Annotated in this window: 30 protein-coding genes and 1 other RNA gene; 8 read left to right on the top strand and 23 right to left on the bottom strand. The window is 61.3% G+C overall.

Features of this window, described 5'->3' with window-relative positions; all coding sequences use genetic code 11:
* Positions 1 to 99 precede the first annotated feature (99 nt).
* Entirely contained in the window at positions 100 to 819 is a 720-nt protein-coding gene (locus HMPREF3157_RS09690; RefSeq protein ID WP_083288148.1) for a SatD family protein, read from the top strand.
* Positions 820 to 849: 30 nt separating this feature from the next.
* Here HMPREF3157_RS09690 and HMPREF3157_RS09695 read toward each other — a convergent pair whose 3' ends face one another.
* The 16 genes from HMPREF3157_RS09695 to HMPREF3157_RS09770 all read right to left on the bottom strand — a co-directional run bounded on the left by HMPREF3157_RS09695 (position 850) and on the right by HMPREF3157_RS09770 (position 13,744).
* Positions 850 to 2,466 carry a 5-methyltetrahydropteroyltriglutamate--homocysteine methyltransferase gene (locus HMPREF3157_RS09695; RefSeq protein WP_070436220.1) on the bottom strand — a complete coding sequence of 539 codons (1,617 nt, stop codon included), beginning with the start codon at positions 2,464 to 2,466 and terminating at the stop codon, positions 850 to 852.
* Between the two features lie 22 nt (positions 2,467 to 2,488).
* Positions 2,489 to 2,848: a DsrE family protein gene (locus HMPREF3157_RS09700; protein WP_016664969.1), complete on the bottom strand. Its 360-nt coding sequence runs from the start codon at positions 2,846 to 2,848 to the stop codon at positions 2,489 to 2,491.
* 1 nt (position 2,849) lies between these two features.
* Positions 2,850 to 3,089 (bottom strand): sulfurtransferase TusA family protein, encoded by a 240-nt coding sequence (locus HMPREF3157_RS09705; protein ID WP_016664970.1) that lies wholly within the window; start codon positions 3,087 to 3,089, stop codon positions 2,850 to 2,852.
* Between the two features lie 148 nt (positions 3,090 to 3,237).
* Positions 3,238 to 3,608: a transfer-messenger RNA gene (gene ssrA, locus HMPREF3157_RS09710) on the bottom strand.
* A gap of 233 nt (positions 3,609 to 3,841) precedes the next feature.
* The gene (smpB, locus tag HMPREF3157_RS09715; RefSeq protein ID WP_016664971.1) at positions 3,842 to 4,348 is read right to left on the bottom strand and encodes an SsrA-binding protein SmpB; all 507 of its coding nucleotides are present in this window, start codon (positions 4,346 to 4,348) and stop codon (positions 3,842 to 3,844) included.
* A gap of 35 nt (positions 4,349 to 4,383) precedes the next feature.
* Positions 4,384 to 5,778 carry a M23 family metallopeptidase gene (locus HMPREF3157_RS09720; protein ID WP_016664972.1) on the bottom strand — a complete coding sequence of 465 codons (1,395 nt, stop codon included), beginning with the start codon at positions 5,776 to 5,778 and terminating at the stop codon, positions 4,384 to 4,386.
* A 34-nt stretch (positions 5,779 to 5,812) separates the two neighbouring features.
* Entirely contained in the window at positions 5,813 to 6,730 is a 918-nt protein-coding gene (gene ftsX / locus HMPREF3157_RS09725) for a permease-like cell division protein FtsX (protein WP_016664973.1), read from the bottom strand.
* Positions 6,727 to 7,620 carry a cell division ATP-binding protein FtsE gene (gene ftsE, locus HMPREF3157_RS09730; RefSeq protein WP_016664974.1) on the bottom strand — a complete coding sequence of 298 codons (894 nt, stop codon included), beginning with the start codon at positions 7,618 to 7,620 and terminating at the stop codon, positions 6,727 to 6,729. Before ftsE ends, ftsX begins: the two co-directional genes overlap by 4 nt.
* Positions 7,621 to 7,866: 246 nt before the next feature.
* Positions 7,867 to 8,985 carry a peptide chain release factor 2 gene (gene prfB / locus HMPREF3157_RS09735; protein WP_040386594.1) on the bottom strand — a complete coding sequence of 373 codons (1,119 nt, stop codon included), beginning with the start codon at positions 8,983 to 8,985 and terminating at the stop codon, positions 7,867 to 7,869.
* Between the two features lie 93 nt (positions 8,986 to 9,078).
* A complete protein-coding gene (locus HMPREF3157_RS09740) occupies positions 9,079 to 9,537 on the bottom strand; it encodes a pilus assembly protein TadG-related protein (RefSeq protein ID WP_016664976.1) in 459 nt (152 codons plus the stop codon).
* Positions 9,534 to 9,995 carry a hypothetical protein gene (locus HMPREF3157_RS09745; RefSeq protein ID WP_016664977.1) on the bottom strand — a complete coding sequence of 154 codons (462 nt, stop codon included), beginning with the start codon at positions 9,993 to 9,995 and terminating at the stop codon, positions 9,534 to 9,536. The genes HMPREF3157_RS09740 and HMPREF3157_RS09745 overlap by 4 nt, the downstream gene beginning before the upstream one ends.
* Positions 9,985 to 10,377 (bottom strand): hypothetical protein, encoded by a 393-nt coding sequence (locus HMPREF3157_RS09750; protein ID WP_051120722.1) that lies wholly within the window; start codon positions 10,375 to 10,377, stop codon positions 9,985 to 9,987. The genes HMPREF3157_RS09745 and HMPREF3157_RS09750 overlap by 11 nt, the downstream gene beginning before the upstream one ends.
* 7 nt (positions 10,378 to 10,384) lie before the next feature.
* Positions 10,385 to 10,633, bottom strand: coding sequence for a hypothetical protein (locus HMPREF3157_RS09755; RefSeq protein WP_369707160.1), 249 nt, complete (start codon positions 10,631 to 10,633; stop codon positions 10,385 to 10,387).
* Positions 10,634 to 10,692: 59 nt separating this feature from the next.
* Positions 10,693 to 11,649 (bottom strand): type II secretion system F family protein, encoded by a 957-nt coding sequence (locus tag HMPREF3157_RS09760; protein ID WP_016664980.1) that lies wholly within the window; start codon positions 11,647 to 11,649, stop codon positions 10,693 to 10,695.
* On the bottom strand, positions 11,646 to 12,524 hold the full coding sequence (locus HMPREF3157_RS09765; RefSeq protein ID WP_016664981.1) for a type II secretion system F family protein: 879 nt from the start codon (positions 12,522 to 12,524) through the stop codon (positions 11,646 to 11,648). Before HMPREF3157_RS09765 ends, HMPREF3157_RS09760 begins: the two co-directional genes overlap by 4 nt.
* Positions 12,521 to 13,744: a TadA family conjugal transfer-associated ATPase gene (locus HMPREF3157_RS09770; RefSeq protein WP_016664982.1), complete on the bottom strand. Its 1,224-nt coding sequence runs from the start codon at positions 13,742 to 13,744 to the stop codon at positions 12,521 to 12,523. Before HMPREF3157_RS09770 ends, HMPREF3157_RS09765 begins: the two co-directional genes overlap by 4 nt.
* Before the next feature lie 236 nt (positions 13,745 to 13,980).
* Between HMPREF3157_RS09770 and HMPREF3157_RS09775 the strand changes: the two genes are divergently transcribed.
* Together HMPREF3157_RS09775 and HMPREF3157_RS09780 are read left to right on the top strand one after the other, a co-directional pair.
* Positions 13,981 to 15,195 carry a YihY/virulence factor BrkB family protein gene (locus tag HMPREF3157_RS09775; protein WP_070436221.1) on the top strand — a complete coding sequence of 405 codons (1,215 nt, stop codon included), beginning with the start codon at positions 13,981 to 13,983 and terminating at the stop codon, positions 15,193 to 15,195.
* Between the two features lie 14 nt (positions 15,196 to 15,209).
* Positions 15,210 to 15,935 carry an SOS response-associated peptidase gene (locus HMPREF3157_RS09780; RefSeq protein ID WP_070436222.1) on the top strand — a complete coding sequence of 242 codons (726 nt, stop codon included), beginning with the start codon at positions 15,210 to 15,212 and terminating at the stop codon, positions 15,933 to 15,935.
* 13 nt (positions 15,936 to 15,948) lie between these two features.
* Here the strand turns inward: HMPREF3157_RS09780 and HMPREF3157_RS09785 are convergent, their stop codons facing one another.
* Positions 15,949 to 16,383 carry a hypothetical protein gene (locus tag HMPREF3157_RS09785; protein ID WP_070436223.1) on the bottom strand — a complete coding sequence of 145 codons (435 nt, stop codon included), beginning with the start codon at positions 16,381 to 16,383 and terminating at the stop codon, positions 15,949 to 15,951.
* A 248-nt stretch (positions 16,384 to 16,631) separates the two neighbouring features.
* On the opposite strand from HMPREF3157_RS09785, the gene HMPREF3157_RS09790 reads away from it, so the two are divergent.
* A complete protein-coding gene (locus tag HMPREF3157_RS09790) occupies positions 16,632 to 16,880 on the top strand; it encodes a WhiB family transcriptional regulator (RefSeq protein ID WP_016664986.1) in 249 nt (82 codons plus the stop codon).
* Positions 16,881 to 16,978: 98 nt separating this feature from the next.
* Here the strand turns inward: HMPREF3157_RS09790 and HMPREF3157_RS09795 are convergent, their stop codons facing one another.
* Positions 16,979 to 18,484: a sensor histidine kinase gene (locus HMPREF3157_RS09795; RefSeq protein WP_070436224.1), complete on the bottom strand. Its 1,506-nt coding sequence runs from the start codon at positions 18,482 to 18,484 to the stop codon at positions 16,979 to 16,981.
* 103 nt (positions 18,485 to 18,587) lie between these two features.
* Between HMPREF3157_RS09795 and HMPREF3157_RS09800 the strand changes: the two genes are divergently transcribed.
* Positions 18,588 to 19,091 (top strand): DUF2505 domain-containing protein, encoded by a 504-nt coding sequence (locus HMPREF3157_RS09800; protein WP_070436225.1) that lies wholly within the window; start codon positions 18,588 to 18,590, stop codon positions 19,089 to 19,091.
* Here HMPREF3157_RS09800 and HMPREF3157_RS09805 read toward each other — a convergent pair.
* Genes HMPREF3157_RS09805 through HMPREF3157_RS09815 form a run of 3 tightly spaced genes read right to left on the bottom strand, consistent with a single transcriptional unit; the run spans position 19,088 to position 21,308 of the window.
* The gene (locus tag HMPREF3157_RS09805; RefSeq protein WP_070436226.1) at positions 19,088 to 19,534 is read right to left on the bottom strand and encodes a hypothetical protein; all 447 of its coding nucleotides are present in this window, start codon (positions 19,532 to 19,534) and stop codon (positions 19,088 to 19,090) included. The two genes, HMPREF3157_RS09800 and HMPREF3157_RS09805, sit on opposite strands and share 4 nt — an antisense overlap.
* A gap of 38 nt (positions 19,535 to 19,572) precedes the next feature.
* A complete protein-coding gene (locus HMPREF3157_RS09810; protein ID WP_070436227.1) occupies positions 19,573 to 20,760 on the bottom strand; it encodes a CpaE/TadZ family protein in 1,188 nt (395 codons plus the stop codon).
* The gene (locus tag HMPREF3157_RS09815; RefSeq protein WP_161493619.1) at positions 20,757 to 21,308 is read right to left on the bottom strand and encodes an SAF domain-containing protein; all 552 of its coding nucleotides are present in this window, start codon (positions 21,306 to 21,308) and stop codon (positions 20,757 to 20,759) included. The genes HMPREF3157_RS09810 and HMPREF3157_RS09815 overlap by 4 nt, the downstream gene beginning before the upstream one ends.
* Before the next feature lie 268 nt (positions 21,309 to 21,576).
* Between HMPREF3157_RS09815 and HMPREF3157_RS09820 the strand changes: the two genes are divergently transcribed.
* Positions 21,577 to 21,810, top strand: a complete 234-nt coding sequence (locus tag HMPREF3157_RS09820; protein WP_034373922.1) for a helix-turn-helix domain-containing protein — start codon at positions 21,577 to 21,579, stop codon at positions 21,808 to 21,810.
* A gap of 2 nt (positions 21,811 to 21,812) precedes the next feature.
* Here the strand turns inward: HMPREF3157_RS09820 and HMPREF3157_RS10590 are convergent, their stop codons facing one another.
* Complete coding sequence (locus HMPREF3157_RS10590) at positions 21,813 to 22,352, bottom strand: hypothetical protein (protein ID WP_040386597.1); 540 nt, start codon at positions 22,350 to 22,352, stop codon at positions 21,813 to 21,815.
* 68 nt (positions 22,353 to 22,420) lie between these two features.
* On the opposite strand from HMPREF3157_RS10590, the gene HMPREF3157_RS09830 reads away from it, so the two are divergent.
* Positions 22,421 to 23,500, top strand: coding sequence for a LysM peptidoglycan-binding domain-containing protein (locus HMPREF3157_RS09830; protein WP_168161707.1), 1,080 nt, complete (start codon positions 22,421 to 22,423; stop codon positions 23,498 to 23,500).
* 33 nt (positions 23,501 to 23,533) lie between these two features.
* The gene (locus tag HMPREF3157_RS09835) at positions 23,534 to 23,923 is read left to right on the top strand and encodes an Rv3235 family protein (protein ID WP_016664995.1); all 390 of its coding nucleotides are present in this window, start codon (positions 23,534 to 23,536) and stop codon (positions 23,921 to 23,923) included.
* A 33-nt stretch (positions 23,924 to 23,956) separates the two neighbouring features.
* On the opposite strand, the gene secA is transcribed toward HMPREF3157_RS09835, so the two are convergent.
* Entirely contained in the window at positions 23,957 to 26,746 is a 2,790-nt protein-coding gene (gene secA / locus HMPREF3157_RS09840; protein ID WP_016664996.1) for a preprotein translocase subunit SecA, read from the bottom strand.
* Between the last annotated feature and the right edge of the window lie 64 nt (positions 26,747 to 26,810).

A 26,810-nucleotide genomic window follows, 5' to 3' on the forward strand; every position in this document is an offset into this window, starting at 1 on the left:
GGCACATACAGTTAGCGCAAGCGCGCTCCACACAACCGTCACAACACCACCTGTTTAGGCATTTCCTACATTTAGGACGAATTAAGCTATTCTCTACATATGGCACCAGTGAAGGATCAGGCTTACGCCGTCGCTGTCATCGGCGATATCGTCAACTCTCGCGATCACAACCGCACCGCGCTCCACGAACACCTCACCAGTGCGCTCAACGCGATTCAGACACCATCACACGAACGCCTCCACCCTACCGTCGGCGACGAAATTCAAGGCGTGTTCGCCACCCACGGCGACGCCCTTCGCGCCACCCACATCCTCAGGCTCCACCTTCGCGAGCATGACATCGACATCCGATTCGGAATCGGCGCCGGCGAGATCCGCATCATCGACGAAGACGCCGGCATCCAGGACGGCTCCGCCTGGTGGGCCGCGCGCGAGGCCCTCGAGCGCACAGAAGAACTCGCCCAAACCTCCGGGTTCTCAGGTATACGAACCGGGCTCAGTGCAGCAACCTCGGAAAATAAAAAGTCCGACGGTCGCCGGGCAACCATCGGAACACAAGCCCCGCAAGGCAACGACACACCCCCGCCCGAAGCGCTGTGCCACTTGATCGACGCACACGTGAGCGCGCTCAAGGGGGGCGCCTGCGGAAGCTTACGCGGAATCCTCGAGGGCGAATCAAACGGCGATACCGCGGCGCGCCTCGGCATCTCTCCGAGCGCCAACACGCAGCGCATTATGCGCCACGATCTGCGTCCGCTAGCCGAGGCAATGCGCGCGACGTGGCTATCAAACGCCCCCGCTGCACGGCCCGAGCGCTAACGAGGCAGGGCACGAAGGCGCCGGAACGCTCTACCGCAGGGCGTCGCGCACCTTGGCGAGCATCGCCATTGCCGCTTCAGCCTGCTTCCCGGCCACGATTGGATTGTCGGCAAACGTCGCGAAGCCGCAGTCGGTATTCAGGAGCACTCGATCCTTGCCGAACATCTTCACTGCGGTACGCCCGCGCTCGAGCACAGCTTCGAAGGTTTCATCCTGCGGCGCCTTCTGGTTAAAGATGCCGATACCGATGCGCTGGTCTTCGCGCAGGCCCGTCAGATGCTGCCAGTCCCCTGCGCGCGGCGTGCATGTTTCCACAATGACGTTGCCGATCGGCACGGATGACAGGAGCGGGAGCAAAGGCGCGTAGTCTCCGGAAAGTGCTTTGGATTCGTCGGGCGTCCAGTTGCCACGGCACACGTGAATACCCAGGCGATCGACAGGAAAGCCCTCCGCTACCTGCGCAATCAGATCCCGCGCAAATTCCAGCTCCGGCTGCACTGCTTTACGCTCACCGAGCGCCCCGCACATGAATGTACGACCGCCGCCACCTTCGTTGCCGTAGACCACTTCGCTAAGCACGGGCTCGTCAATTTCCACCAACGCAACGCCTGCGGCGAGAAGCTCGGCGATTTCCTCCCGCAGAATCCGGACCACGTCGGTGGCGAGGGTTTCCCGATCGGGGTAGGCGCGATCGGAAACGCACTCCATCCACATGGTGCGAGTGAGGAGGTAAGGGCCGGGAAGATCCACCTTCACCGCGCGATCGGTGATGGTCTTCAGGTATTGGGCTTCATGCACAGCAAGGGATCTGTCACGGCCGAGCGGCCCGAATACCGCCGGGTGGCGAACCTCCCCTGCCGGCACATCGAGGGCGCGCAGCTCACGTTCAAACTGCACCGGATCATCAACGTACGGCAACAGATCCGTGATGGGGATGAGCTGACAGTTCTGCAGCAGACCCCCAACGAAGCTGGAATAGTTATCGCGGCGCATTTCACCGTCGGTGACGACGTCGACGTCGGCGCGTTCTTGCGCTGCCACGACAAGCTGCACGGCGTCATCAGCGGTAGCGTCAAACTCCTCCTGGGAGAGCCGGCCTTCCAGATGCTCATGCAATGCGCGAATCAGCCACGACGGCCGCGGCCAGCTGCCCATAGTGTGCACGGCCAGGGGCTCGAGCGCGGGCGCCGCAGCAGGCTCGGGAAGCTCGGCAGGAATATGTGGCGTGACCACTTCCTGCGTAATCGCCATTTGCGGGCGCTTACGGGGTTTCTTTCCTTTGCCTGCCGCGGGCACGAGTGCCTCGGGGGTGTTCTCCTGCTGAGGCATGCTCGCTGCGCCGTCGTAGGCACCCTTGCACACCAAGAACCGCCACTGGGTGAGTTCGCGCCCCTGAAACTGCACGGTCGTGGTCGTCGTATCGACCAGGTCATTCCCGGTCATACTGCACCAGCTAGGCAAGTCGACCTCTACCGTGGAATCCACGGAGGCGATCTCCAGGAACTTTCCCGGATCCAGGGGATCCAGATGTTTGCGGATCAGCAACAGCAGTCCGTTGCCACAATCCAGATCTCCACCGTCAAAACTGGTGTGGCCTTTCAAGCCGTCTTTGAAGGTGGCCGGGGTGAACTCTTGAGCGTTCGTCATGGCGGTATTCGAGTAGCAGCCGTCAGTAGCTCACGCAGCTAGCGCCCTGAGACATGTACTCGACGAGCTTCGCGCCGCCGACGATCGTCGCGCCGTTGATGAGCTTGCCTTCGTCCAGTCCACGCTTCTTGTAGCACGGCGAGCACACCCAGATCGTGCCGCCAGCTTCGGCGTAGTTGGTGATCAGTTCCTTGAGCGGCGCGAAGCCCTCCTCGTGAAGGTCATCGGCGTAGCCTTCTTCAGCGAGCCGCGCCCCCTCGGAGGAGAGGAACACGACGGTTTCCTGATCGGAGGCGATCGAGGCATTGGCGATAACGAAACCCACGGTCGCCTTGTCAACATCGTCTTTGGCGTGGGTGATGCTCACACAGATCTTGGACATGTCAGGAATCCTTTCGTCGGATCAAAAACCGCGGCGGCTGTGCCACGGCAAGAGTGTGCCCGGTGAGACTGCACCAGGCGGGGATGTCGATGATCGCGCCTTCGTCGGTGGCGATCAGCTCGAAGATTTCTCCCGGATTCAGGGCGAGCATTCGCGAGCGAAGCTTCATGACAAGCTCGCCGCAGCCCAAGTCCTCGGCGTCCCATCTATCTGCAATAGCGAGATCCGCGGAGTTGCTCATATGCATGCCTTTTCACCCAATGGACAAATCTAAAGGTGTTGTAGTCATACACACCACTGGCTCCACCATATCAACGCAGGCCAGAACCGGCTTGCCCAATCCACAAAGCAACAAAAAGGGCGCCCACTTTGCATAGTGGGCGCCCTCATCGTGGAGCCGGCGGGAATCGAACCCGCGTCCGATAGTGCGAAGCCAGGGCTTCTCCGGGCGCAGTCCGCGAAATCGTTTTCTCAGCCCCAGCGCTCACACGGACACGTCGCTGACGGGCTCAGTCACTCTAAGGTGTTCACCCAACCCCGGTGACCAGGGTTGGTAGCAGTGGCCCTCTAGATGATGGACAGGTCAGATCGAAGGCAATCCCTGACGGTCCAGACTGCTGTCGCTGATCAGGCAGCGAGAGCGAAGTCAGTGCGCTTAGGTTCGGCACTTATTGTTTTCCAGGGAGCGTTAGCGAGATAACCCTGGATCCTCGGCCCGCTTCCCCTGGCTGGACAACTACCGTCGAAACCGATCGACCCCGTATCGGGTGGCAACGCCCGTAAACGGAACGTGCCAGATAATCTGCACCCGCAACTGCGGGTGGGATGCGTGCCTGATTCGCACACCCTATTCGATTATCAAAAATCTGTTGCACCTTCCGGCACAGCAGTTCAGTATACAGCTTTCAACGCCTACCGCCAAGGGCTCTATTCCCGAGGGCAAGCGTCGGCCCCTTCGCCACCGCGGAACCTGGCGTGCGGGCGGTTCCGACGCTAGCTGAGCATCTCCCGCCGCCTCATCGCGCGTTGAGCCTCGCGAGCATCCTGCTTTTCGCGCAGGGTTTGGCGCTTATCCCACTCTTTCTTGCCGCGAGCAAGCGCGATCTCGACCTTGGCGTGCGAGCCGAGAAAGTAGATCGATAGGGGGATGATCGTGTACCCCTTTTCGCGAGTCTTATTCATGAGTTTCAGGATCTCGCGTTTGTGCAACAGGAGCTTACGTTTGCGGCGCGCCGCGTGATTCGTCCACGTACCCCGTACATACGGAGCGATGTGCACGGCATCCATCCACACTTCGCCGTTGTCGATATAGCAGTAGCCATCAACGAGAGACGCACCGCGCTCGCGCAGCGACTTCACCTCGGTGCCCTGGAGGACCACGCCGGCCTCCCACGTCGCATCGATGTGGTAGTCGTGGCGCGCCTTTTTATTCGAGGCGATAAGCTGCTTTTTTCGCTCCGGCGCTACGGGCGCCTGCTTCTTTCCAGCCTTCGTGGCCACGTTCATCCCTCCACAGCTGCTGACACATTGACCGCCTAGTATCCCACAAATTTGCGGGGGTCGAGCGCCGTGCCGTCAAGGTGCGTCTCGAAATGTAGGTGACAGCCAGTCGAGGCTCCCGTGGAACCAACGTAGCCCACGGTCTGCCCGGCCTCGATCCGCTGGCCGGCAGAGACCGCGAACCCCTGAAGGTGGTGATACGAGGTCGTGAGGATCTGACCGTTATACAGGCCATGGCTCACGATGACTTTGTTCCCGGCGCCGCTGTTGTGAGTCGTCGCAAGAACCTTGCCCGCAGCCATCGCCCCCACGGGAGTCCCGCATGCCGCCGCATAATCCATACCCTTGTGGAGCTTGCGCGTGTGGTACACGGGGTGGAACCTATAGCCAAACATTGAGCTGCGGCGCGCCGAAACGGGATCGCGGAAGCCACCCGACGATGCGCCACCGCCGCTCTCAGGCTTCGGCTCGGGGATTCTGCGGGGCTTTCGCCGCTCGCGCTTTGCCCGGCGCTTTTCCGCCTCGCGAGCCTCGCGCGCCTCCCGAGCCTTCCGCTCCTGCTCGCGTTGGCGCGCAAGCGCTTCCTGACGCTCTTTTTCGATGAGCTGCTGAATGTCTGTTTCGAGAGTGCTCGACTCAGATTCGAGCGCCGATTCCGACGCTCGATACTTGTCCTTGAGCGTTTCGAGGTTCGCCGCCTGAGATTTCTGCGAAGCGTAAAGACCATCGAGGTCTTTCTTTGCCTGCGCCGCTTCGCTCTCAGCCTGGCGGCGCTCGGCGACCGCAGCCGCTGACTTCTTCTTGAGGTCCTCGATCTCGGCACGGATCGCCTCAAGCCGGTCCGCGGAGTTCACATTCGTGGCTTGCTGACCGCGAAGATCCGTGAGCTTCGCGCCTTGCGCTTGAAGCGTGAGGCGGTAGTTCATCGTTCGATCGACCGCGTCCTGCGGATCCTCCGAATTCAAGAAAATCGACGCGGGATTGGGAGCACCCGTGCCTTTATACGCCTCGATAGAGGCCCGTGAGACGTCCTCGTTCGACTGCGAAATCTTTTGCTGGCCACTTTCGACGGCCTGCCGGATTTCACTCTCCTCGGCTTGCGCGGCCTCGAGCCGCTTCGCCTGTCGGGCGTCCTCAGCTTTCGCCGCCTCGAGCGCGGAGCGCGCGGAGTCGAGGCGTGCCTGCGCATCGGGAATCCTCGCCTCAGTTTCGGCAAGGGCGAGGTACGCGTCGGCAAGCTCCGTGTCAACCTCGTTGAGATCCTCGCGCAACGCTGCAAGCTTTTCGTCGACGCTCTTCTTTTGTTTCTTCTTGTCGTCGATATCGTCAGCGAGCACATAGTCGTGCGAAAAAATGCCCGACGAGGCTAGGCCGAGAACGGCAGCGAACGACGCACCTTTCACGAGTGCGCGTCGAGAAAGAAAATTCATTTTCCCCTCACCATTCGACATATCCAGAACCTGCCTACACCTTCAAATAGCGGTTGAGCGAAACGACGGACGAGCCTATCGCGAGAATAGCACCGAGCGCGAGCAAAATAGGCCCTACCCACAAAAGGTCCGACATCGTCATGTGGATGAGATCAGCACCGAGAGTCGGAGCGAGCCAGCCCTCCACAAGATATTTAATAGCGAGCGAAAGTACACCGGTAGCCAGCGCTCCGCCGATCAGTGCGGCAACAGCGCCCTCCAGAAGGAATGGCAAGCGAATAAAGATATTGCTCGCGCCTACAAGGCGCATAATCGCAATCTCACGCCTTCTATTCGCCACCGACATACGGATCGTCGTCGCAACGAGGAGCACCGCCGCTACCAGCATGACGACAGCGAGAGAGATCGCAAAGACAGTTGATTGATTCAAGATCGAAATAAACGGTGCATATACCGCGAGAAGATCGGACACCTCATCGACGCCCTCCCTCCCCTGGAAGAAATCCACGACAGCGCTTGAGCGCTCCGCCTCCACAAGCGTGATGTGGAAACTCACCGGCATATCTTCGGCAGTGAAATCCTGCGCAAAGCTCTCACCGCCAAACTGGTCGCGGTATACCTCGAGAGCTTCCTCTTGGGAGCGCTCATCCACGGACGCGATATACGGGCCCAAAATATCGCCCTTGAGCGCCTCACGGACCTCGGCAATCTGTGCGTCCGTCGCAGCGCCGCCGGCACATGATGTCGCCGTCGAATGCGGAGAACACATATAGACGCTAATTTGCGAGTTCTTCACGAGGATGTCTTGAAGCGCGACAATCTGCTTCTGCATGAGAAGCCCCGCCCCCACGAACGTGAGCGAAACCGCGGTCACAATCACGACGGAAATCACCATCGCCATGTTGCGACGAAGCCCTCCGAAGCTTTCTTTAAGGATGTAGCGAAGCCTCATGCGAGTTCATCCTCCTCGCCCGAATCCGAATCCTCGAAGGCACGATCGAAGTCTCCCACGCGCTCGTCACCGCTCGCGGTTTCGTCAAACTGCTCGAAAGCTACGTCGGACGCGCGCACACTTCCTCCGGTCGCAGAGTCCGACGGCTGCCACTGACCCACTACCTCACCATCGGGTACCGCACCCGAGATCACGCTCTCATCTGAGGATCCTCGATAGTGGCCGCGCGTCTCATCGCGCACAACGTGTCCATCGACGAGCTCGACGACGCGCTTGTTCAAGCGATTCACTGCTTTCTCGTCGTGAGTAGCCATGAGAACGGTCGTTCCGCGATCGTTGATGTCTGCGAGAAGATCCATAATCCCCTTGGCCGTTTCCGGATCGAGGTTGCCCGTTGGCTCATCGGCAAGAAGGATCGTGGGCCGATTCACGTACGCACGCGCAATGGCAACACGCTGCTGCTCGCCACCAGACAGCTCATGCGGAAGCCGTTTTCCTTTGTCTGCCAAGCCCACCATGTCGAGAACCTCGGGCACGAGCTTTTTCACCACTCTGCCCGGAGTCCCAATGACCTGGAGCGCAAACTCCACATTCTGGAACGCCGTCTTCGAGGGCAGCAAACGGAAGTCCTGGAACACCATCCCGATTTCACGGCGGAGCCGGGGAACTTTCCAGCTCGACAGACGCGAAAGGTCCTTGCCCGCCACAAAAATGGAACCAGAGGTCGGATTAGTTTCCTTCAAAATGAGCCTGAGCATTGTCGATTTTCCCGAGCCTGAAGCCCCAACGAGAAAAGCGAATTCGCCACGCTCAAACTCGATCGACAGATCAGTGAGGGCGGGCGCGCTCTTACGCTGATATGTTTTCGTCACGTGTTCGAAACGAATCACAGGCTCATCCCATCTGGGCGGGTCGACAGCTCCCCTCGAGATGTCCGCGGGCACTACGAGGGTCAGTACCCGTCAACCCTAACCACGCCCCACCTAAAATCTTTGGATTCAAGCCGGTCACACGGGTCACGTTTTCCTCAAGAATTCGTCAAGAGGTGCTAGAGACTGCGCACTGAGCCTCGCACCCATGTGAGCTCAGCAAGCGTCGGCCCCGTGCGGGTACGGGCTGAGCTCTACCCCGGCGAGTTAGTCCTCCGTGCGTGCCTGTTCGACGCGCCAGCGGATACCGGCCTCGATAAAGCCATCGATATTGCCATCAAACACCGAGGTGGGATTGCCTTCCGAGTACTCCGTGCGCAAATCCTTCACCATCTGGTACGGGTTCAGGACATAGGAGCGCATCTGGTCGCCCCAGCTCGCCTTGATATCGCCGGCGAGCTCCTTACGCTTGGCGTCTTCCTCTTGCTTCTTCAGGAGCAGGAGTCGCGACTGAAGCACGCGCAGAGCCGCGGCACGGTTCTGGATCTGCGACTTCTCGTCCTGCATCGAAACGACAATGCCCGTGGGGATGTGAGTCATGCGCACGGCCGAATCGGTCGTGTTCACGCTCTGGCCACCCGGACCCGACGAACGGAACACGTCGATCTTGAGTTCATTCTCGGGGATCTCGATGCTGTCGGTCGTTTCGATGAGCGGGATCACCTCGACTGCGGCGAACGAGGTTTGACGGCGCCCTTGGTTGTCGAACGGGGAAATACGGACGAGGCGGTGCGTCCCGCCCTCGACGCTGAGCGTTCCATACGCGTATGGCGCACTCACTTCAAAGGTGACGGACTTGAGACCGGCCTCCTCCGCATACGAGGTGTCCATGACTTTGGTGGGGTACCCCTTGTGTTCAGCCCACCGCAAGTACATGCGCAGCAGCATCTCGGCGAAGTCCGCGGCATCGACACCACCGGCGCCCGCGCGAATCGTCACGACCGCGTTGCGCTGATCGTATTCACCGCTCAGCATCGTGCGAACCTCGAGCTCGTCAAGCGCTTTACGAATCGCGGAAAGTTCCTTTTCAGCGTCCTCGGCAAACTGGGCATCGCCTTCTTCCTCGCCAAGCTCGACCATAACCTCGAGGTCGTCGATGCGACTCGACAGTTCGCTGACGCGGCGCTTCTCCGCCTGCGCATGCGAGAGATCGGACGTGACTTTCTGAGCCGCCTCCGGGTCATCCCACAGATCGGGGGCGGCCGCCTGCTTCTCGAGGTCGGCGATCCTGGCGGTCAGCGCATCAAGATCGGTGACCTTCTCGATCGATTCGAGGGTGGAACGCAGGTGGGGAATCTCGGCAGAAAAATCAGAACTCACAAACATCCACTCTACGCTACGCACTCACCGCACGACAGGGACGCGACGCTCGCGCCCGGGACAATGCGGTCCGCTACACACCAGCATCGGCGGTCCGCACTAGTGCGCATGCGCCGATGAGTCCACGCGCACAACGATGGGAGAGTCGAGCGCACGAGAAATCCACCCCACGAGCGGCGGGTGCACACGCGCTTCGAGGGACAGCCTCACCTCACCATTCGGCGAGAGGGCAAGCGCTGTAATGTCCATATCGCTCACGCGAGAAAACTGGTGCGGGTACTGCGCGAGATAGGCAGAGGCACGCTCGCGCGCTTCGGCCTCGGTGGGAATACGTGGGTCACCCGCGTCATCGTAGAGCCTGTTTTCGCTCGCTCCCCCCGCTGCGTAAAGGGCCGCGCCATCCGCCACGAACTGAACGCGATTGCGGTCGATCTCGACACCGGTCACGGCAATGCCGAACGCAATCACCATCAAAACCACGACGCTGACGCCTATCGTCAAGACGCTGGCGTTGCCGCGCTCCCCTCTGCATCGCGCCAGGCGACGCTTTCGGATCATGACGTGCCTCCTTCAGCAATCAACGCGTGTCGGCCTTTCACGTCGACGATTGAGGAGTCCAGACCGATCACTCCGAGCCCGGGAATAGGCGCCGCGAGGCTCACCTCCACCGAAACGACCTCTCCGGCAACCGGACATGACGCCGACTCGCACGACACTTCGATGTCCCGGGCCTCTACCTCGACACCGTAGTCGCGCTCTACCTCGGCCACGATGCCCGCGATGCGTTCCTCGCGCCCCTCGGCAAGATCATGGACCGAATACACCCGTGCGATCTGCCGCGCGAGGGTGTCGGCGGCGAATGAGGCGGACTGCACGGAGGCACACGTGAGCAGGAGATATACGAGTGGAATGAGGAGGATGACGGATAGTCCAGTGAACTCGACGACCGCGTTCCCCGATGCATCCCTCAACCGACGCGACGTTCCCTTCGCGACGGCGCCCAGCCTAGAGAGCATCCTCATCCACCGCATGTCCCACGACGTGCAATGCGTTGCTCGGTCCGAAAAATCCGATGAGCGGCAGGGCCGCGTGGATTTCTATCTCAATCACACCCGCATGCTCGCGCGCTTCGACGTCCACGTCACCGAGTTGTTGAAACCGAGCAGAGGCTAGTTCTGAGGCCCGTGCGAGGCCGTCGCTCGGATCGTTGCCGAGCAACGCCCCGTGGTACGCCGACTGTACGGCGATGTCCGTGAGTCCATTGCGCACGTGAAGGAAGAGGGCAAGCTGGAGGAGGCTCAGGCCAAGCGCTACCACGAGTGCCGCGATGAGGGGGAACTCCACGACCGCGTTGCCTCGTTCTTCGCGCAGGCGCCGATGCAATCGGCGTATACGCATGCGCACGCTACTCGGTGAATTGGCTCATGGCCTGGTTGAACAAGCCCACGAGGGCATCGGAGGCCACGGCCCATAGAGCTACGACGATGCCGGCCGTCATGAGGGTGATGAGGACCCACCCGGGAACGTCTCCGCGTTCACTGGCCAGGCGCTCGCGCGCCGCGAAGAAAGCTCGAACGCCCGCACGGGAGATGCGCTCACGCAGCGGGGTCCGGGCGGTGGCATTGTCAATCAAGGTTGAGCGGTTAATGGACACGGGGTTCTCCTTCGGAATGAGGTGGGATACCAAAATTGCAAAATGCGGGGCCATGCTTGTCATAGCCCCACCTGGAGTGCGGTGATGCCGGGGAAGACCGCAAACACAATGACGAGCGGCATGAGGAGGAAGACGACGGGCAGAAGCATGTACACCTCGCGCCGCCCTGCGCTCTCCATCAAGGTCCGCTTCGAAAGCTCGCGGGCATCTTGCGCTTGCGCGCGCATGACATCTGCGAGTGGGGTGCCTCGTTCGAGGGCGACGGCAATGGTTTCCGCGAACCTCGAGAGGGAGTCGAGCGGGGAGCGGGTCCCAAGACTGATAAGTGCGTCCTCGAGACTCGCTCCCGCGCGGATCTCGGAGACTGCAATCGCCAGTTCCCGCGAAAGCTCTCCCTGAGAGGTGCGCGCGACTCTCTCCATTGCCGCGATTGGCCCTTCCCCTGCTGAAATCGCGAGGGCCAGTAGATCGGCAATAGTGGGGAATTCGCGCGCCATTGCCTGCTTCCGCGACGAAATCGCGCTCGTGAGGAGGTAGTCGCGTACGAGCGGTGCGGTCACGCTTGCGATCACGACAAGTGCGAGGAGCGCAATGAGCGGCGCTCGCTCGAGCGCGAACAGCCCCATCCCGAGGGCAGCGCTCGCCACGAACGCCACTATCGCCCAGGTAAACTGCTGAATTCTGAAATCGCGATAGGTGATCCGGCCGCCCGCGAGCGCAAGACGCTTCTCGATTTCACGTTGGCTCCCGAGCGCCCGCGCGGCAAAGGCGCGCACGCTCTCGAGAAACGGGCCCACGCTAGCGTCAATCACGGGATACACCCGTGCACTGTTCTCGAGAAAACCGAGTGCTCCACGTGCGCTGCCCCGTTTAATGTAAGGACTGACGCGAGCTTCAACTGACCGAGGTCGCCGCCACGGATTCTCGAGGATCACGAGAGCGAGGCCAAGGCCGAAAAGTGCGCCGAGGGTGCACCCCAAAATGACGATCGTGAGGGTATTGTCGCGGATGATCATTTGCGCAGCACCCTCTCGTCTTGCGGCAAGCGCGCGAGCGCGAGCATGAGGCGATAAGCGAAGAACGACACGAGCGCACCAGCGATGATGAGCATGCCGCCGGCGGTGGAGTCGTAGGCCTCTGCGGCTTCGGGACGCAGAATCATGAGCCCGAGCACCACCCACGGGGCGATTAGGGCGAGCTTCGCCCCGTTGACCGTCCAGCTCTGCCTCGCTTCGAGCTCGGAGCGCACGCGCGCATCTTCACGAAGGAACGATGACAGGGTGCGGAGAAGCGTACCGAGATCGGTTCCGCCCACGTCTCGCGTAATGCGCAGTGCCTCGATGATGCGATCCGCAACAGGGTCACTCAATCGCGCCTTGAGTCGATCGAGGCTGTAGGAGAAATCGCCGGTGGCGTGGTATTCCCTCGCAAATTCACCGAATGACGAACGCAGTTGCTCGGGCCCGCGATCGGCGAGTTGGGCAAGAGATTCGGGCAGCGAGAGCCCCGCGCGGACAGCCGATCCCACGAGGTCGATTACCTCCGGCCATACTTCGCGGAGGTTTTCTTGCCGTCGCCTCGCCAGTGCTCGCAGCGCCCATGCGGGGAAAAGGCTTCCGCCGACCCCTGCAGCGACGCTCGGGATCATCGCGGTGCTGAGCCCTAAACTGAGGATGAAAGCCACGCCACCGGTGAGCACCGACGCAATAAGAAGGTGATGCGGGCGTGCGTTCGAAAGCCCGATCCGGGCGAAATCGTCGCGGATTCGCTGCTCAATACGGGTACGCGAGCCCACCCGAACCGGTCTCCTCGCTTCACGGGGCCAAAACGCTGACCAGATCGTCACGAGCCCGAGGCCGAAGAGAGCTCCAGCAGCAAAGCCCGGGATCATCGCTTGTCTCCAAGGAGGGTCGATAGCGAGAAGCCGGCTCGTTCGAACCGTTCGGGGTGCGGCGGGTATGCGTCGCCTCTGCATAGCCGGCCGCGACGGAACTCGAAGATGTGTCCGAGCTCGACTACGGAATCTTCGACTCTCCCCGGAACAGCGACGATCTCTCGCACTCGACGGGTGCCATCGTGAAGGTGATCGAGGTGGACGACAAGATCGATTGCGTTCGCGACGGTAGGCGTCACGAACGAGCCGCTGACATTTTCGCCCGCGAGCAACGGGAGCGTGCACAGCTTGGCGATCGTGTCGCGGGCGGAGTTGGAGTGAATGGTGGCCATCCCTGGAAGCCCACTGTTAAGCGCGATGAGCATGTCGAGCGACTCGGCCTCGCGAACCTCGCCAACGATTATGCGGCTGGGGCGCATACGCAGCGCCTCCTTCACAAGGCGACGCATCGTAATTTCGCCGACGCCTTCGAGGTTCGGCTGCCGGCACTGCATGCCCACGACGTCCCGTGCCGAGATATTGAGCTCGAATACTTCCTCGATCGTCACGATCCTTTCGCGCGGGTAGACGGCCGAGCCGAGGCAACTGACCATCGTCGTTTTACCTGCGCCTACGCTCCCGGAGACGATGATGTTGAGCCCTGCCTTTACGCTTGCGTCGAGGAAGTCGGCAGCTTGCTGCGTGAGGGACCCTAACGCGACGAGGTCTGCGAGGGAGTGTGCTTTTGAGATGAACTTTCGGATGTTGACGGACCAGTGCTTGCGCGTGACATTCGGGATCACGGCGTGAAGGCGCGCACCGCTGGGGAGAAGTGCGTCGACGAATGGTGTACTGAGGTCAAGGCGGCGACCCGTTTGCGCAAGCATTCGTTCGACGAGCCCGCGAACTTCGCCGGCCGAAAGCACGAGTGGGGTCAATTCGCTGACGCCGTGCCGGTGGACGAAGATTTCGCTCGGCGAGTTGATCCAGATTTCTTCGATCTCCGGATCGTCGAGGAACGTCTGCAAGGCACCGAAACCTCCGATGCGTGCGGCCACTTCCCCCACGGCCGACTCGCGCTCACGCAACGCAGGGACTTCACCACGGGCAGCTTTGGCGTCGTACTCGTTGACGACTGTGGCGATGAGGTCATCGAGTGACGACGATGTCGCATCGAGACCCTGCTCGCGAATCGCTTGGCGAGCTTCGGCCTCGATGATGCCGAGTGCGTCGTGCATGGGTTCCCCCCCCCTTATGCAATCGTGGCGCCTGCTCAAGGCTCCCCGTGCCCCGTCCCCCTGGGGCTTTCTGTCATCTTTGTACCAGAGTTTGAGGGCACACGAAACGCTGTTCGGCAATTGTGGATAAGTATTCCTGGGTTATCCAGACTGCGGGTGCGTGTGCGGTGCGGCATACGTGCAGATCGGCCGTATAGACTCGCGTCGTCCCGTTCCCCGTCCCAGAGGATGACCGCATGGCAACGCGCCTTTCCACCCGCGATACCGCGGCCGAAGCAAAGATGTCGAAGACCGAATGGACGTACGCGGCTAAGCGCACTCTCACGGAATTCTCTAGAGCGGGCGGAACGGACCTCGCCGCTCAGCTCACGTACTTCATCGTCCTCGCCATCGCCCCATCCCTCCTGGCCCTCTTCTCGCTCGCTGCACTCGTACTAAGCGGTTTCCAAGACGAAATCGTCGGGCTGATTACCGATGCAGTAGCGAAGTCGAACATTGCGAAGGGCTCGGGCGATCTGAGCGGCCCGATCGAATCCACACTCAAATCTCTCCTCGGGTCGACCTCCTCAGGCACGATCGCTCTCATCATCGGTATCGTGACCGCCCTGTGGTCGGCTTCGGCGTTCGTCAAGGCATTCTCGCGAGCCTCCAACAAAATCTACCGAGTGGAGGAGACCCGCGGCCCCGTCAAGTTCAACCTCTCGATGCTCGCGGTCACTGCCGCACTCATCGTGGGAATCCTCCTGCTCTTCATTTCCATGTTGCTCAACCAAAGCATGGTCGACTCCCTCTTTGGACCCATTTTCTCGGCGATCCAGATGCCGGATCTTCTGTCCTTCCTCACCGACACCTTTATCCCGATTTGGGCGTGGGTAAAGTGGCCGTTCATGCTCGCACTTTTGTTCGCTGTCGTGTCGCTGCTGTACTGGGCGACGCCGAACCTTGAGCACAAGTACCGTTTCATCTCGCCGGGTGGAATTTTCGCCATCGTGGGCATTGCCCTCGCGCTCGTTGCCCTCAGCATCTACATGTCGACCGCGGCGAGTTACTCGAGCTACGGCGCCATCGGTGGCGTCATGGCAGTCCTGTTCGTCCTGTGGGTCGTGAGCATCGTGCTCATTCTCGGCGCGGCGTTTGACGCCGAGGTTTTGCGCGGCCGCCAGCTCGCCGCTGGTATGCCCGCCGAGGACGGTTTCGAACTTCCAAGCCGAGGCACCGAACCGCCCACCAAAGCCGACCTCAAATACGCCAAAATCGTTGAGGAAGGCCGCGAAATCCGCGTCAGCAACCTTTACAAAAACCAGGGCAACTACACGGCGACATTCGCGGGTGAGGACGCGCTTCGCAAGGGCGACGAGGATGTCTTCTCCGTCTCCGAAAGCAACGAGTCATCGGGTGAGGAACCCGCGGCTTCAGCCACCGAGAACAGCGCGCGCGACGCGCAGGATTAGGCTGCGGCGTCGCCATGTGCGGGCGTTTCGCGTTTTTCCAGGAGATCGAGCCGCTTCTCGATGACATCGGCGCCCTGGATCGCGCCGATCCGCACCTGGCGACGCGCTACAACATCCCTCCCACGACGCCGATCTATGTCGTGACCGAGGGGGTCGAACGCGATACCAGCACGCTCACGAGAGCTGTGCGTACCGCCCATTGGGGCCTCGTCCCCCGGTTCGCAAAAGACCTCTCGTTCTCCGCGAAAACCTTTAACGCGAGGCGAGAAACTCTCATAGAAAAGCCAAGTTTTCGCGGCTCCCTTAGCCGCTATCGCGCCCTCGTCCCCATGAACGGCTACTACGAATGGCAGTCGGGACCGAACGGGAAAATCCCGTACCACCTCCACGATCCGCACGCCCCACTCCTGTATGCAGCCGGCCTCGTGTCATGGTGGAAAGATCCTGCGCGACCAGAAGCCGAATGGCTGCTCACAGCGACGATCATGACGAAAGCGGCCGAGGGACACCTCGAACGAATCCATTCCCGCATGCCCGTTTTCCTCAACCCCGAGGGCCGCGAAACTTGGCTCGGTTTCGAGTCTTTCGCAACGGGAAATGACGCCCATACCTGGATCAATGGCTCCGAAGGGCAGCTCCCAGCTCAAGCGCTTGAAGCCTACCGGGTGGGAGACGACGTTGGAAACGTGACGAACGAGGGCGCCCACCTCATTGATCGGCAGCATCCGACGCCTGCCTAGATCCGTCGGCGGCTTAGTCCTCGTCGGCGATAAAGAGCTCGCGATCGGGTCGATTCTCAGGGCGTATGAGAAGAACGAACAGCGCAATCGCCAGGCCAAGAGCAGTAAAGCCAGCCCAGAGGAGACCTCCACGGATGAGGCTTCCCCCAATCAGCGCCTGGAAAAGCTGCCATGTCACTCCAAAGCTCACGCCGTAGCGCCCGCGTTTCATGAGCGAACGCGCAGCAAGCGCGACCAACAGCGCGAAGATCCCTAGACATGCGGTGAGTCCCACGGCGAGTGTTGACAGTTTCGAGGACTGAGCGGGAAGAGTCACGAGGGCATAGAGCGCAGCGGCGAGAAGCAGGAGCGCCTCGACCACGAGGAGCGCGGCGCTCACGCGGCGCAGCGGGTGCGTGGGGCGTTGAGATTGCGCCTTGGAACCGGGGGCACCGCTAACGGAAGTCATGCCCCCACCCTAATGCCCGGTACGCCGTATGACCGCCCCTGGCAAGATGCAGGCGGTGTGGAAAAGATAACGAGGGATCTTCTCGCTAGATCCTTGTCCATTAGCGACGTTGCCAGGAACAATGGAGTACTACATCGCTTCGACACCACCGTGTTAGTGGCGATATGCATTGATGTCGAGGCCCGCTGGGCCACACGCCATTGTGACCCCACTACGGTCACGATGCACTGGAAAGAGAGAGTGACCCGATGGATTGGCGCCACCGCGCTGCATGCCTCACCGAAGATCCCGAGCTTTTCTTCCCCATCGGGAACACGGGACCGGCGATCACCCAGATCCAGGAAGCCAAGGCCGTGTGCCAACGCTGCGAGGTCATGAATATCTGCTTGAAATTTGCGCTCGAATCCGGCCAGGATTCCGGCGTGTGGGGCGGCCTTTCCGAAGATGAGCGCCGCTCACTTAAGCGCCGCACCGCGCGAGCGCGACGCGTCGCCTAACGGCCACTGCCCACAGGCGTATCTTTTCGAACCGTATCTAGCGGCGTTGCCGCCGCTAGGCACAGCCGCATCAACTCTGGGCTTGCCCTCCCCACTCCTTAGCGCGAGATCGGGTCGAGATACACATCAATCGTGGCGCGCGTGCCACCGTCGGGCCTATTCTCCCAGGTGAGAACGCCACCAAGCTCCCCCTGCACGAGGGTTTGCGCGATATTCGTGCCGAGCCCCTCGGGCCTGCTGGGCATCCCTTTGCCGTCGTCGTCGACGTTAATCACGAGATGGGTTCCGCTTCGCTCACTCGTAATCGTGAGGTTTCCTCCGGTTTCCGAGAGTCCGTGCTCGACGGCATTCGTTGCGAGCTCAGTCAGGACAAGCGCCAGCGGGGTCGCTTCCTCCGCACGTACGAGCCCTGCCTTGCCGACCTTGTGAGTCGCGACCGCAACCTGCCCGATGCCGCTCGCGTGGTCACCATCATGCACCGTTGCCGAGGCGGCATCGACCGCGAGGCGCAGGCAGCGATCGATCACGTCGTCAAGCAAAACGGTCTCTTCGCTGCCCTGCAGGAGGGATTCGTGAACCAGTGCGATCGTCGACACGCGCCGCATCGCCTCAAGCAGCGCGTCCTTCGCTTCGTCGGACTTCATGCGCCTGGACTGCAAGCGCAAAAGCGCAGCGACCGTTTGCAAATTGTTCTTGACGCGATGATGGACCTCGCGGATCGTCGCATCCTTAGTCATCAACTCTTTTTCGCGACGGCGCACCTCGGTCACATCGCGTACGAGAATGATGGCCTCCGTTCGCTGCCCCCGGCGCGTGATCGGGATCGCGCGCAGTGACAGGATCCCGCCTTTTGCTTGCATGTCGACGCGCCACGCGGCGCGCCCCGTCAGCACAAGTGGAAGCGACTCATCGACGGGAATTCGCGATTGCAGATCTGCGGTCGCGAGCTCCGCGAGGAGGGACCCCACCATGTCTCCCTGCATCCCGCAGCGGTGGAAGGCGGAAAGTGCGTTCGGAGAGGCGGCCTTGACAACACCTTCGCTATCGACCGACACCCAACCGTCACCCACACGAGGAGCCCCTCGGCGAGGCGGAACGGGCGCCCCTTTAATAGGGAACGCCCCCTCCCCCATCATGAGCAGCAATTCTCGGCCAAGCCGATGCTGCTCCTCTTCCGCGGCGGTGAGTCGCGCATCGGCGGGCGATGTAAACGATTCGATCGACACGATCGCGAGGACCACGCCCTTGCGACGAACGGGGGCAAAGCGCACGAATGCGGGGCGAGACTCGCGCTCGACCGTCACGAATGCGTCGACATCATCGACGCCTGCTCCCGCATTGTCATAGGCCGCGAGTAGCTCGGGCCAATCCTCACGCGTATAGACACTCGAGATCGGGTCCTCGAAATACACCGTACTGCCGTTAGCCGGGCGCGAATGCGCGGTCGCCCACATCCCCTCTTCGCGCGGCACCCACAGCACGAGATCGGAACCCAGCAGATCCGAAACGACCTGCCAATCACCGAGGAGAAGCTGGAGCCACTCAACCTCGGGCCTCGGCGTTTCATCGTCATAGGTAAGCACGTTGTTCACGGTGGGAGCCATATCTCAAGCCTACTGCCTCACGGCTTGAGTCCGGCACCGCGCACACGCTCGTCTCGCCGCGCGCCGCTAGTCTTAGGTCAGCACCAGATGTGAGGAGACGACAGTGAAAACACTCCACGACACCATCGACTACAGCGCGAGCGTCGAGCGCGTTGCACGCTTCTACGCGAGCAGTGAGCACGCAGCTGAGCGTGCGCGAAGGCTCGGCGTGAACGATACGCACGTGGATGTCCAGGGCAATCCCGACGGCGCCTTCACCACGACGATCCAGGCGACTGTGCCACGCGAGCAGATCGGCCACGACAAGTTCAGCCGTTTCCTGCCCGGGCGCCTCGACGTGACCATCGTGCATGACTGGGACGCTCCCGACGGCGGCTCCCGGACGGGGCGCCTACGCGCGACGGTCGCCTCTCTTCCGGTCGACCTTTCGGCGGACTTTACTCTCGGCGGCAGCGGCGACGGCTCGCGTATGAGCATCAAGGCAAACCTCAGCGTAAAAATTCCCCTCGTGGGAGGCGCAATCGAAAAAGCCGCACTCGAAGCAGCGGGCGATGCTTTCGACACCGAGGAAGAATTTGCCAACGACGTCCTCGCAAACGAGCGCTAGGCTTCGAGGAACTCCCTCACGGCGCTGGCTTCGCTCGCGTCGAACCAAAACACGTCGGGAGCGTAGGGGTCGTCGGCAACCTCAGCGGCCGAATTCTGGGTGATGAGATAGGCCCTTAGCGGCACCGTTATCGCCTCGCTCTTAAGGAGGTGCGACCACTCGCCAACGTCGGCCGAGGCGTCGCTCTCGAGTGCGCGATCGGGAAGGTCAAACGCTGCGATCGCAATCCGGCCCTCGCTTCTGTGAGCGTGGGCGAGAGACAGGATGCATTCGCACATCGCCTCGAATTCGCGCTCTTCAGCTTCATCACCAGCGAGCCCCTTAGTCGCCGAGGCCGGCACACCCCACACCCGCGCGCCTGCGGGAAGGTCGAACGTCGGGACCGTCATATCGAGAACGCTCGTTTCTCCCGCGAGCGCATTCACAGGGCAGAACACGCGCATGTGCCTCTCCTTGGCTAGTAACAGCTGGGGCCTCAAGACTACCGAAGAAGATTCTGGTCGACGTGAGTGGCGAGCCGCATGAGAGCCTGCCGAAGTTTCGATTTCGGTGCAGACTCTGACAGGAGGACGCCGTCCCACCTCGCGCGAGAGGCTACCGCCGCATCGAGCGGGAGGGCGAGGCACGTATCAAAATCGAGGCGCGTGCGAAGAGTCCGCTCGATGCTCGCGAGCGTCACGCTTGAGTCGAGTTTGTTAACAACGACGGTCACGGGATTCCGCGCGAGCTCCATGACCTGGGGAGCTTCACGCACAAAGCGCGTCACGCTAATGGGATCAGCGGCCACAACGGCGATCACGTGTGAGCCCGACGCAAGTGCGGTTCGCGTGGCCCCATTGCGATGCTGAGCCCCGAAGTCACCCCCGCTTCCCTCGTGGTCCAGTGGTGCGGCGACATCAACGACGACGGTGTTCGTCGCCTCTCGAGCTTTTCCACATACCGCTTCGAGGGCATTGTCGTAGACCTCGATGTAACGCGAGGGGACGCCTATTCCGCTGAGGAGGTGGAGGTCTTCGCTGACGAGCGGAGAATACTGGAGGAGAAGCTCGGCTGTGAGCGCGCCTTTATCGCTTGCTCGACATGCGGCAACGAGCCCGGGCACTTCATCAAGGACACCGAAAATCTGTGATTGGCACGGGCCGTAGGTGTCGGCATCGATGAGAATGCTCTCACCTCTGAGAAGCGACAGTTCGTGCGCAAGATGTGCTGCGACGAAGGAGCGCCCGGGGGCACCTTCGGGGCCCCATACGGTCAGCATCGGGGAGGCCACTTCGTCGCTGCTTGGCTCTTGGGTCCACGTGGAGTGATCGGGATCCTGCGTTTCGAGCCCCGCGTGCAAGAGCACATCGTAGAGCTCATCGGCATCGATTCCTCCGTGCACTTCGAGGGTGATTCCAAGTGTCGCGGGATCGGTGCGGCTCGACTGAGACGTCACGGCAACGACGCCGGTTCCCCCACGCCTGATCTCGTGGACGATTTCACGCGAAAGCCCCGCAACATCAACATCGAGAAGGAGAACATCGCCGAGTTCGGCTCGTGTGAGAGCAAGAAGCTCCGTAAGGTCAACGCACCGCCTAAGAACACGGCAACGAGCGGAAAGTCGCTGCGCGATGGTCGAAACCAGCTGAACTTCGTCGGCACCCGACGCGCACACGAGGATGTCGATCATTCGGAATCCTCAAAAAGTCCCGGCGCTTCGACAACATAGAGGTTGCGCTTTGTTCCAAGCGCATCGAGCACGCTTGCCACGTGTGCGGAGGGGATGAGGACCTCAACTCGCGAGCCGCGCCCACTGAGCCCGCCGCCCTCATCTACGCCACGGACGACGGCGCCCTCCACGAGGATCGTCGAATTGGGTGCATCCTCACCACCGGAAGCCCACACGTCAACCAGTGCACCCTTTTTGAGCGAAGACGTGACTGGCTGATCGACCTGGATGGTAACGGGGCGCATCGATGAGTCTGCCGCTTGCCCGACGGCGCTGCGGGGTAAAAGCTCGCCTCGTGCGATACTTTCACGGGCAACGCTTCCCTCTGCGATCGAGGCGGCTTTGTGCACGTAGTGCTCACGACTCTCCCCCATGCGGACCTCGGCCACCGTAAATTGTTCGGGTGTGAGCACGTCACCCTCGGCGATATCGGTTGTCGCGACAAGAACGTCTTCGCTCGAGGACACCATCGTGAATGCCAGGCCCCCGACGAGAGTGCTACCTAACACGAGTGCAGCGCCCGTAAGCAAGCGGGTATCGCGGTATGGATTCTTTCTGATGCGTCGAAAGCGCGTGCGCTCCCCCATTGACCCCCCAATGTTCGTGAACCACGTAGTCCACGACGAGCATAACGACAGTCGTGGCAGCATGCGAGCGGTTTTTCCAAATGTGGACAACTGCGGGGGCGCCAACCCGTCGACATTTATCCACAGGGTCGCCGATCCGGATGACTGTTCATGCAAAAATAGTGGAGAGCCAAGTTGACCGAGGAGCACCATGCCAATGCACTTCTACACGCTCGATGAGGTGTGCGAGATCCTCGCGATCGAAAAACCGCAGGCCTACTCGCTTGTGCGGAGCGGAAGTCTGCGCGCAATCAAACTTGGAGGGCGCGGCCAGTGGCGCGTTGAAGAGGCAGAGTTACGCGCGTTCGTCGATCGCGCCTACGCCGAGACCGAAGCGGAAATTCACGCGCACAACAGCGCCCGCACCGCCGAGCGCACGCGATAGAACTAAACGACCCAGATAGCTTCGAGCGAGGAAAACGGCACGGAAATAACGCTCTGCGTCCGCCTGGAAGCGTCGGCCCCTGCGACCGCCCTGATCTCGCAGTGATCTGCGAAAACTCGCGCCACCACCCCGGTAAGGTCCCCGGCCACCGTCACGATCACTGCACGACGCCCAGTTTCGGCCATTTCTTGCACAGCACTGCGCAGCCCTAGCCGCGGTCGCCGCTCGTCACCGGGTCGCACCCGACCAAGAGCGCCACTCACCCACGCGACTTTCGCCGCGTTCACGATCATTGTGCGCGAGGGGTGGAGAGCATCGAGCTCGATCCAATCGCGGCCGACACGTCGCATGCGCCCCTCGTATGCCCGACCTGAGCAAAGACTTATCGTCACAGCCTGCCCCGCGGTCCCCGCGATTCGGTCGAGGAGTCCCACCTCCGCACGCTCTGCTTCGGCGAGCTCCTGCGCGTCTTGGCGAATGCGTTCAAGGCGCTCTCGCTCGAGCCAGCGATCGAGATCCTCGAGACGGTCATCGGCACTCATGGCGACAAGGTATCGCACTCTCCACAGTGACCTCTTGCACATCCACCAAAAAGCACATAACATCCTTCATGAACATCAAAGTTTATCAAACTGCATCAAATGGTGCGTACGTGCTCAGTACTCCCGAGAGGCTTTCCGCTGCTTCAGCAAAGCTTCGACGTTTCTGCGCGCGAGCAGTCGCACTCACGCATAGGGGGAACACTGTGACCACGACGTTGACCGCACACAGCCATCGCGCAGAGAGCTTCCAGTCCACCGAGCTCTCCACATTGGCACCCGTCGCAATTCGAAAAACTCGCGCCTTCGCCAAGGCGCTCGCGTGGCTCATCGCGAGCGTCGCCGCTGTCGGTGCACTCACCTTCGCGCTGCATAGCGCTCACTCGAGCGAAGGCACCAGAAAATTCGCGCTCTCGGTCTTCGCGTTAGGCGCCGGAGGGCTCGCCGCGCTCACCGCGCACTTAAGCGTGACCTGGATTCTCATCTCGTGCGCGCTCACCGCGCCCAGGCACTCCTCTCGCCGCACATTCGCTCTCAAGGCTCTACGCCTCTGGTCTCCGCGAGCCGCGCGCCTCGCGGTCGTCGCACTTGGGATCTCGGCAACAGCCCTCTCCCTTGGCGACCCCACACGGGCTCTCGCCGATGCCGCACCAACGCCCCCGTCTGCCACAGCCACTCCGCACGCCTCCGATTCGGGGGAAAGAGACAACCCCGTGGAGGCTATCGGCAATAGTGAAGGCATCCCTTTATCCGACGTCACCACCCTCGGTTGGGCTCCACGAGAGGCAGACTCGGGCATCATCCCAAGCCTAGAGACGACCGCGGAGCCCACACCTTCGCAATCGATGGCGTACAGCGGCGCCTCGCAGGCCCTCCCAGCGCCAGCGGCTGCCCCAAACGCTATCGAGCAAGAAAACGCATCTCCGGCTCCTACCGCCGCTCGCACCGCAACGGCGCCACGTTCGAGCGATACCTACACAGTGAAGCAGGGCGACACGCTATGGACGATCGCAAAGCGCCATCTCACCAGCCTCAACGGTGAACGCCCCACCAACGGAGCTATCGTTCGCGAAATCGAGAGAATCGCCGCGCTCAATCCCGAAATCGACGACGTCGATCTAATCTTCCCCGGCCAAAACTTCAACCTTTGATCGCTAGCCGCACCACGCAGAAAGATTCACGCCATGCTCACCAATCCTCATTCCCCGTCACCGCGCATCGAAACCCCATTCGACGACGACATCAAGGCACGCAGGCTCGTCGAGGCAGTCTCGCGTCAAGCACTTGAGGTACTCAACGGCTATCGCCCCATCACGTCGCTAAGCAAAGTTCTCGTTCCGCAAGAACAGGAAAACTTCGCCAAACGCGTCTCCTGCGTCAACGCCTACCGGCACACTGCTGGCATCAAAGTCGCCCCACGCGTGAGTGTCGGCGGTGTGCACATATGTCAAGTCAGCGACAGCGTGATCGAGGCGAACTCGGTCGTGCGAGACTCCCTTCGCCCCAGGTTCGTGTGCATGAGGTGGGAGAAGAAGCGTTCCGGCTGGAAAATCACAACTCTCGAACTCGGCTAACGCACGTCAGCAGGCTTTAACCGACGGCGAAGGTCAGTTGTTCTTCGTGCGTTTACGCTCCTCGCGCTCCTTGCGGCGACGCTCGGCACGCGAGAGCGGCCGCTCGGTGGCTGCTTCGCCCTCAGCGGAGCTGTAGGAGAAGTCCTCAACCTTCGGCCCTTCGCCAAGGCCTTTCGCCGCGATCTCGATGCCCTCGGAGTCGCCGGCTTGGTTCGCGGTCCCAGACCCGGCTTTCGCCCCACCCGGCACAGCCTTTGCCTGAGCGGCAGCTTCGCGCACGAGCTTTGCGACCTTCTCGGGAACCTGCCCTTTGCTGGGTGCTTGCTGCACCTTGACATCAAGATTGAACAGGTACCCCACGACGTCTTCCTTGATGCCAGCGACCATGTCGTTGTACATCAGGAAGCCCTCGCGCGCATACTCAACAACCGGATCTCGCTGGGCCATAGCGCGAAGACCGATTCCCTCCTTGAGGTAGTCCATCTCGTAGAGGTGCTCGCGCCAGCGCCGATCGATCACCGAAAGGAGTACGCGGCGCTCAAGCTGGCGCATCGCTGCTTCTCCAAGCTCGTCTTCACGCTTTTCATAGGCAATCGCGATGTCCGAGCGGATCTCACGCTCAAGACGCTTTGCCGTGAGGTTTTCCTTGCCTCCAACTTCCTCAACGACATCCTCGGCCGTGATGGAGGCGGGGTAGAGCGCTTTGAGCGAGCCCCAAAGCTCCTCGAGTTCGAAGTCCTCGGCGCTCTTGCCGGCGGTCGCGTTACGCACGAGCGCTCCCACGACGTCGTCGATGTAGCCAGTGATGGAGTTTTCGAGATCCTCACCTTCGAGAATGCGGTTGCGGTCCTCGTACACGCGGGCACGCTGCTTCGTCAAAACGTCGTCGTACTTCACGACATTCTTACGAATCTCGAAATTCTGCGCCTCGATACGCTTTTGCGCGCCTTGGATCGACCCTGTCACGATCCTGCCCGTCAACGGCGTGTCCTCGTCAACGCCTCCGCGCTCAAGAATCTGTTCGGCACGCCCCTGCGAGAAGCGACGCACGAGATCGTCCTGAAGTGACAGGTAGAAGCGGGACTCGCCGGGGTCTCCCTGGCGGCCCGAACGGCCGCGCAACTGGTTATCGATACGGCGGGACTCGTGGCGCTCCGTGCCAAGAACGTAGAGACCACCGAGGTCGACAACCTCATCGTGTTCCTTGGCGACCTGTTCGCGGGCTTTCTCGAGCGCGTCGTCCCACGCCGCCTCGTATTCCTCGGGCTGTTCCTCAGCACTGAGACCGCGGTTCTCGAGTTCCTTATGCGCCATGAACTCGACGTTTCCGCCGAGCATGATGTCGGTGCCTCGGCCGGCCATGTTGGTCGCGACTGTGACGGCTCCCTTGCGGCCCGCCATCGCGACAACGGCAGCCTCGCCCTCGTTGTTCTTAGCATTGAGGACGTTGTGAGGGATGCCCTTCTTCTTGAGCAGCGCGGAAAGGTACTCGGACTTTTCCACGCTCACTGTGCCAACGAGAACCGGCTGGCCTTTCTTATGGCGCTCCTCGATATCGGCGACGACCGCGCGGTACTTCGCCTTCTCCGTGCGATAGATCTGGTCCATCTGATCGATGCGCTGAAGAGGAAGGTTCGTGGGAATCGGGACAACACCAAGCTTGTAGGTGCCCATGAACTCGGCAGCCTCAGTTTCGGCGGTACCGGTCATGCCCGCGAGCTTGTCGTAGAGCTTGAAGTAGTTCTGGAGGGTGATCGTCGCGAGCGTCTGGTTCTCGGCTTTGATCGCGACGCCCTCCTTGGCTTCGATCGCCTGGTGGACGCCTTCGTTGTAGCGGCGACCAGAAAGAATGCGGCCCGTGTGCTCATCGACGATCATGACCTCGCCGTCCATGACGACGTAGTCCTTGTCGCGCTTGAAGAGCTCCTTGGCCTTAATGGCGTTGTTGAGGAAGCCAATGAGCGGGGTATTGAGCGACTCGTAGAGATTGTCGATGCCGAGCTGGTCTTCGACGAGGTCGATCCCCGGCTCCAGAATGCCGACGGTGCGCTTCTTTTCGTCGACTTCGTAGTCACGGTCGCGCTTGAGCTTAGTTGCGACGCGCGCGAACTCAGCGAACCACTTGTTCACATCACCCGTGGCCGGGCCGGAAATGATGAGGGGCGTGCGGGCCTCATCGATAAGGATTGAGTCAACCTCGTCGACAATGGCGAAGAAGTGGCCGCGTTGCACTTTGTCGCTGACCGAGTGCGCCATATTGTCGCGCAGATAGTCGAACCCGAATTCGTTGTTCGTGCCGTAGGTGATGTCGGCGGCGTACTGCTTGCGGCGCTCCGCGGGATCCTGGCCGGAGACGATCACGCCGGTTGTGAGGCCGAGCATACGAAATACGCGGCCCATGATGTCACCCTGGTACTTCGCGAGGTAGTCGTTGACCGTCACGATATGGACGCCTTTGCCGGCGAGCGCATTGAGGTATGCGGGCAGGGTCGCGACGAGGGTCTTGCCTTCACCGGTCTTCATTTCGGCGATCTCGCCGCGGTGGAGGGCAGCGCCGCCCATGAGCTGCACGGGGTAGGCGCGCTGGCCGAGTGTGCGGCGTGCGGCTTCGCGAACAGTCGCGAAGGCTTCGATCAGGATGTCGTCGAGCGTTTCGCCGTCGGCGAGGCGCTTCTTGAACTTTTCCGTCTCTTCTCGAAGTTCATCGTCGGTGAGTTCGAGGAAGCCTTCCTCGATATCATCGACACGTTGAGCGATGTCGGCGAGGCGTTTACGCTCGCGGCCTTCACCGGCACGAAGGATGACGTCGAAAAGCTTGGCCACTGGAAAACTCCCTTAGAGGATCTCGTCATGCACGCGCGCGTGCGGAACACTCACGGCGCGGTTT

The sequence above is a fragment of the Dermabacter sp. HMSC06F07 genome, assembly GCF_001807345.1.
Taxonomy (GTDB): domain Bacteria; phylum Actinomycetota; class Actinomycetes; order Actinomycetales; family Dermabacteraceae; genus Dermabacter; species Dermabacter hominis.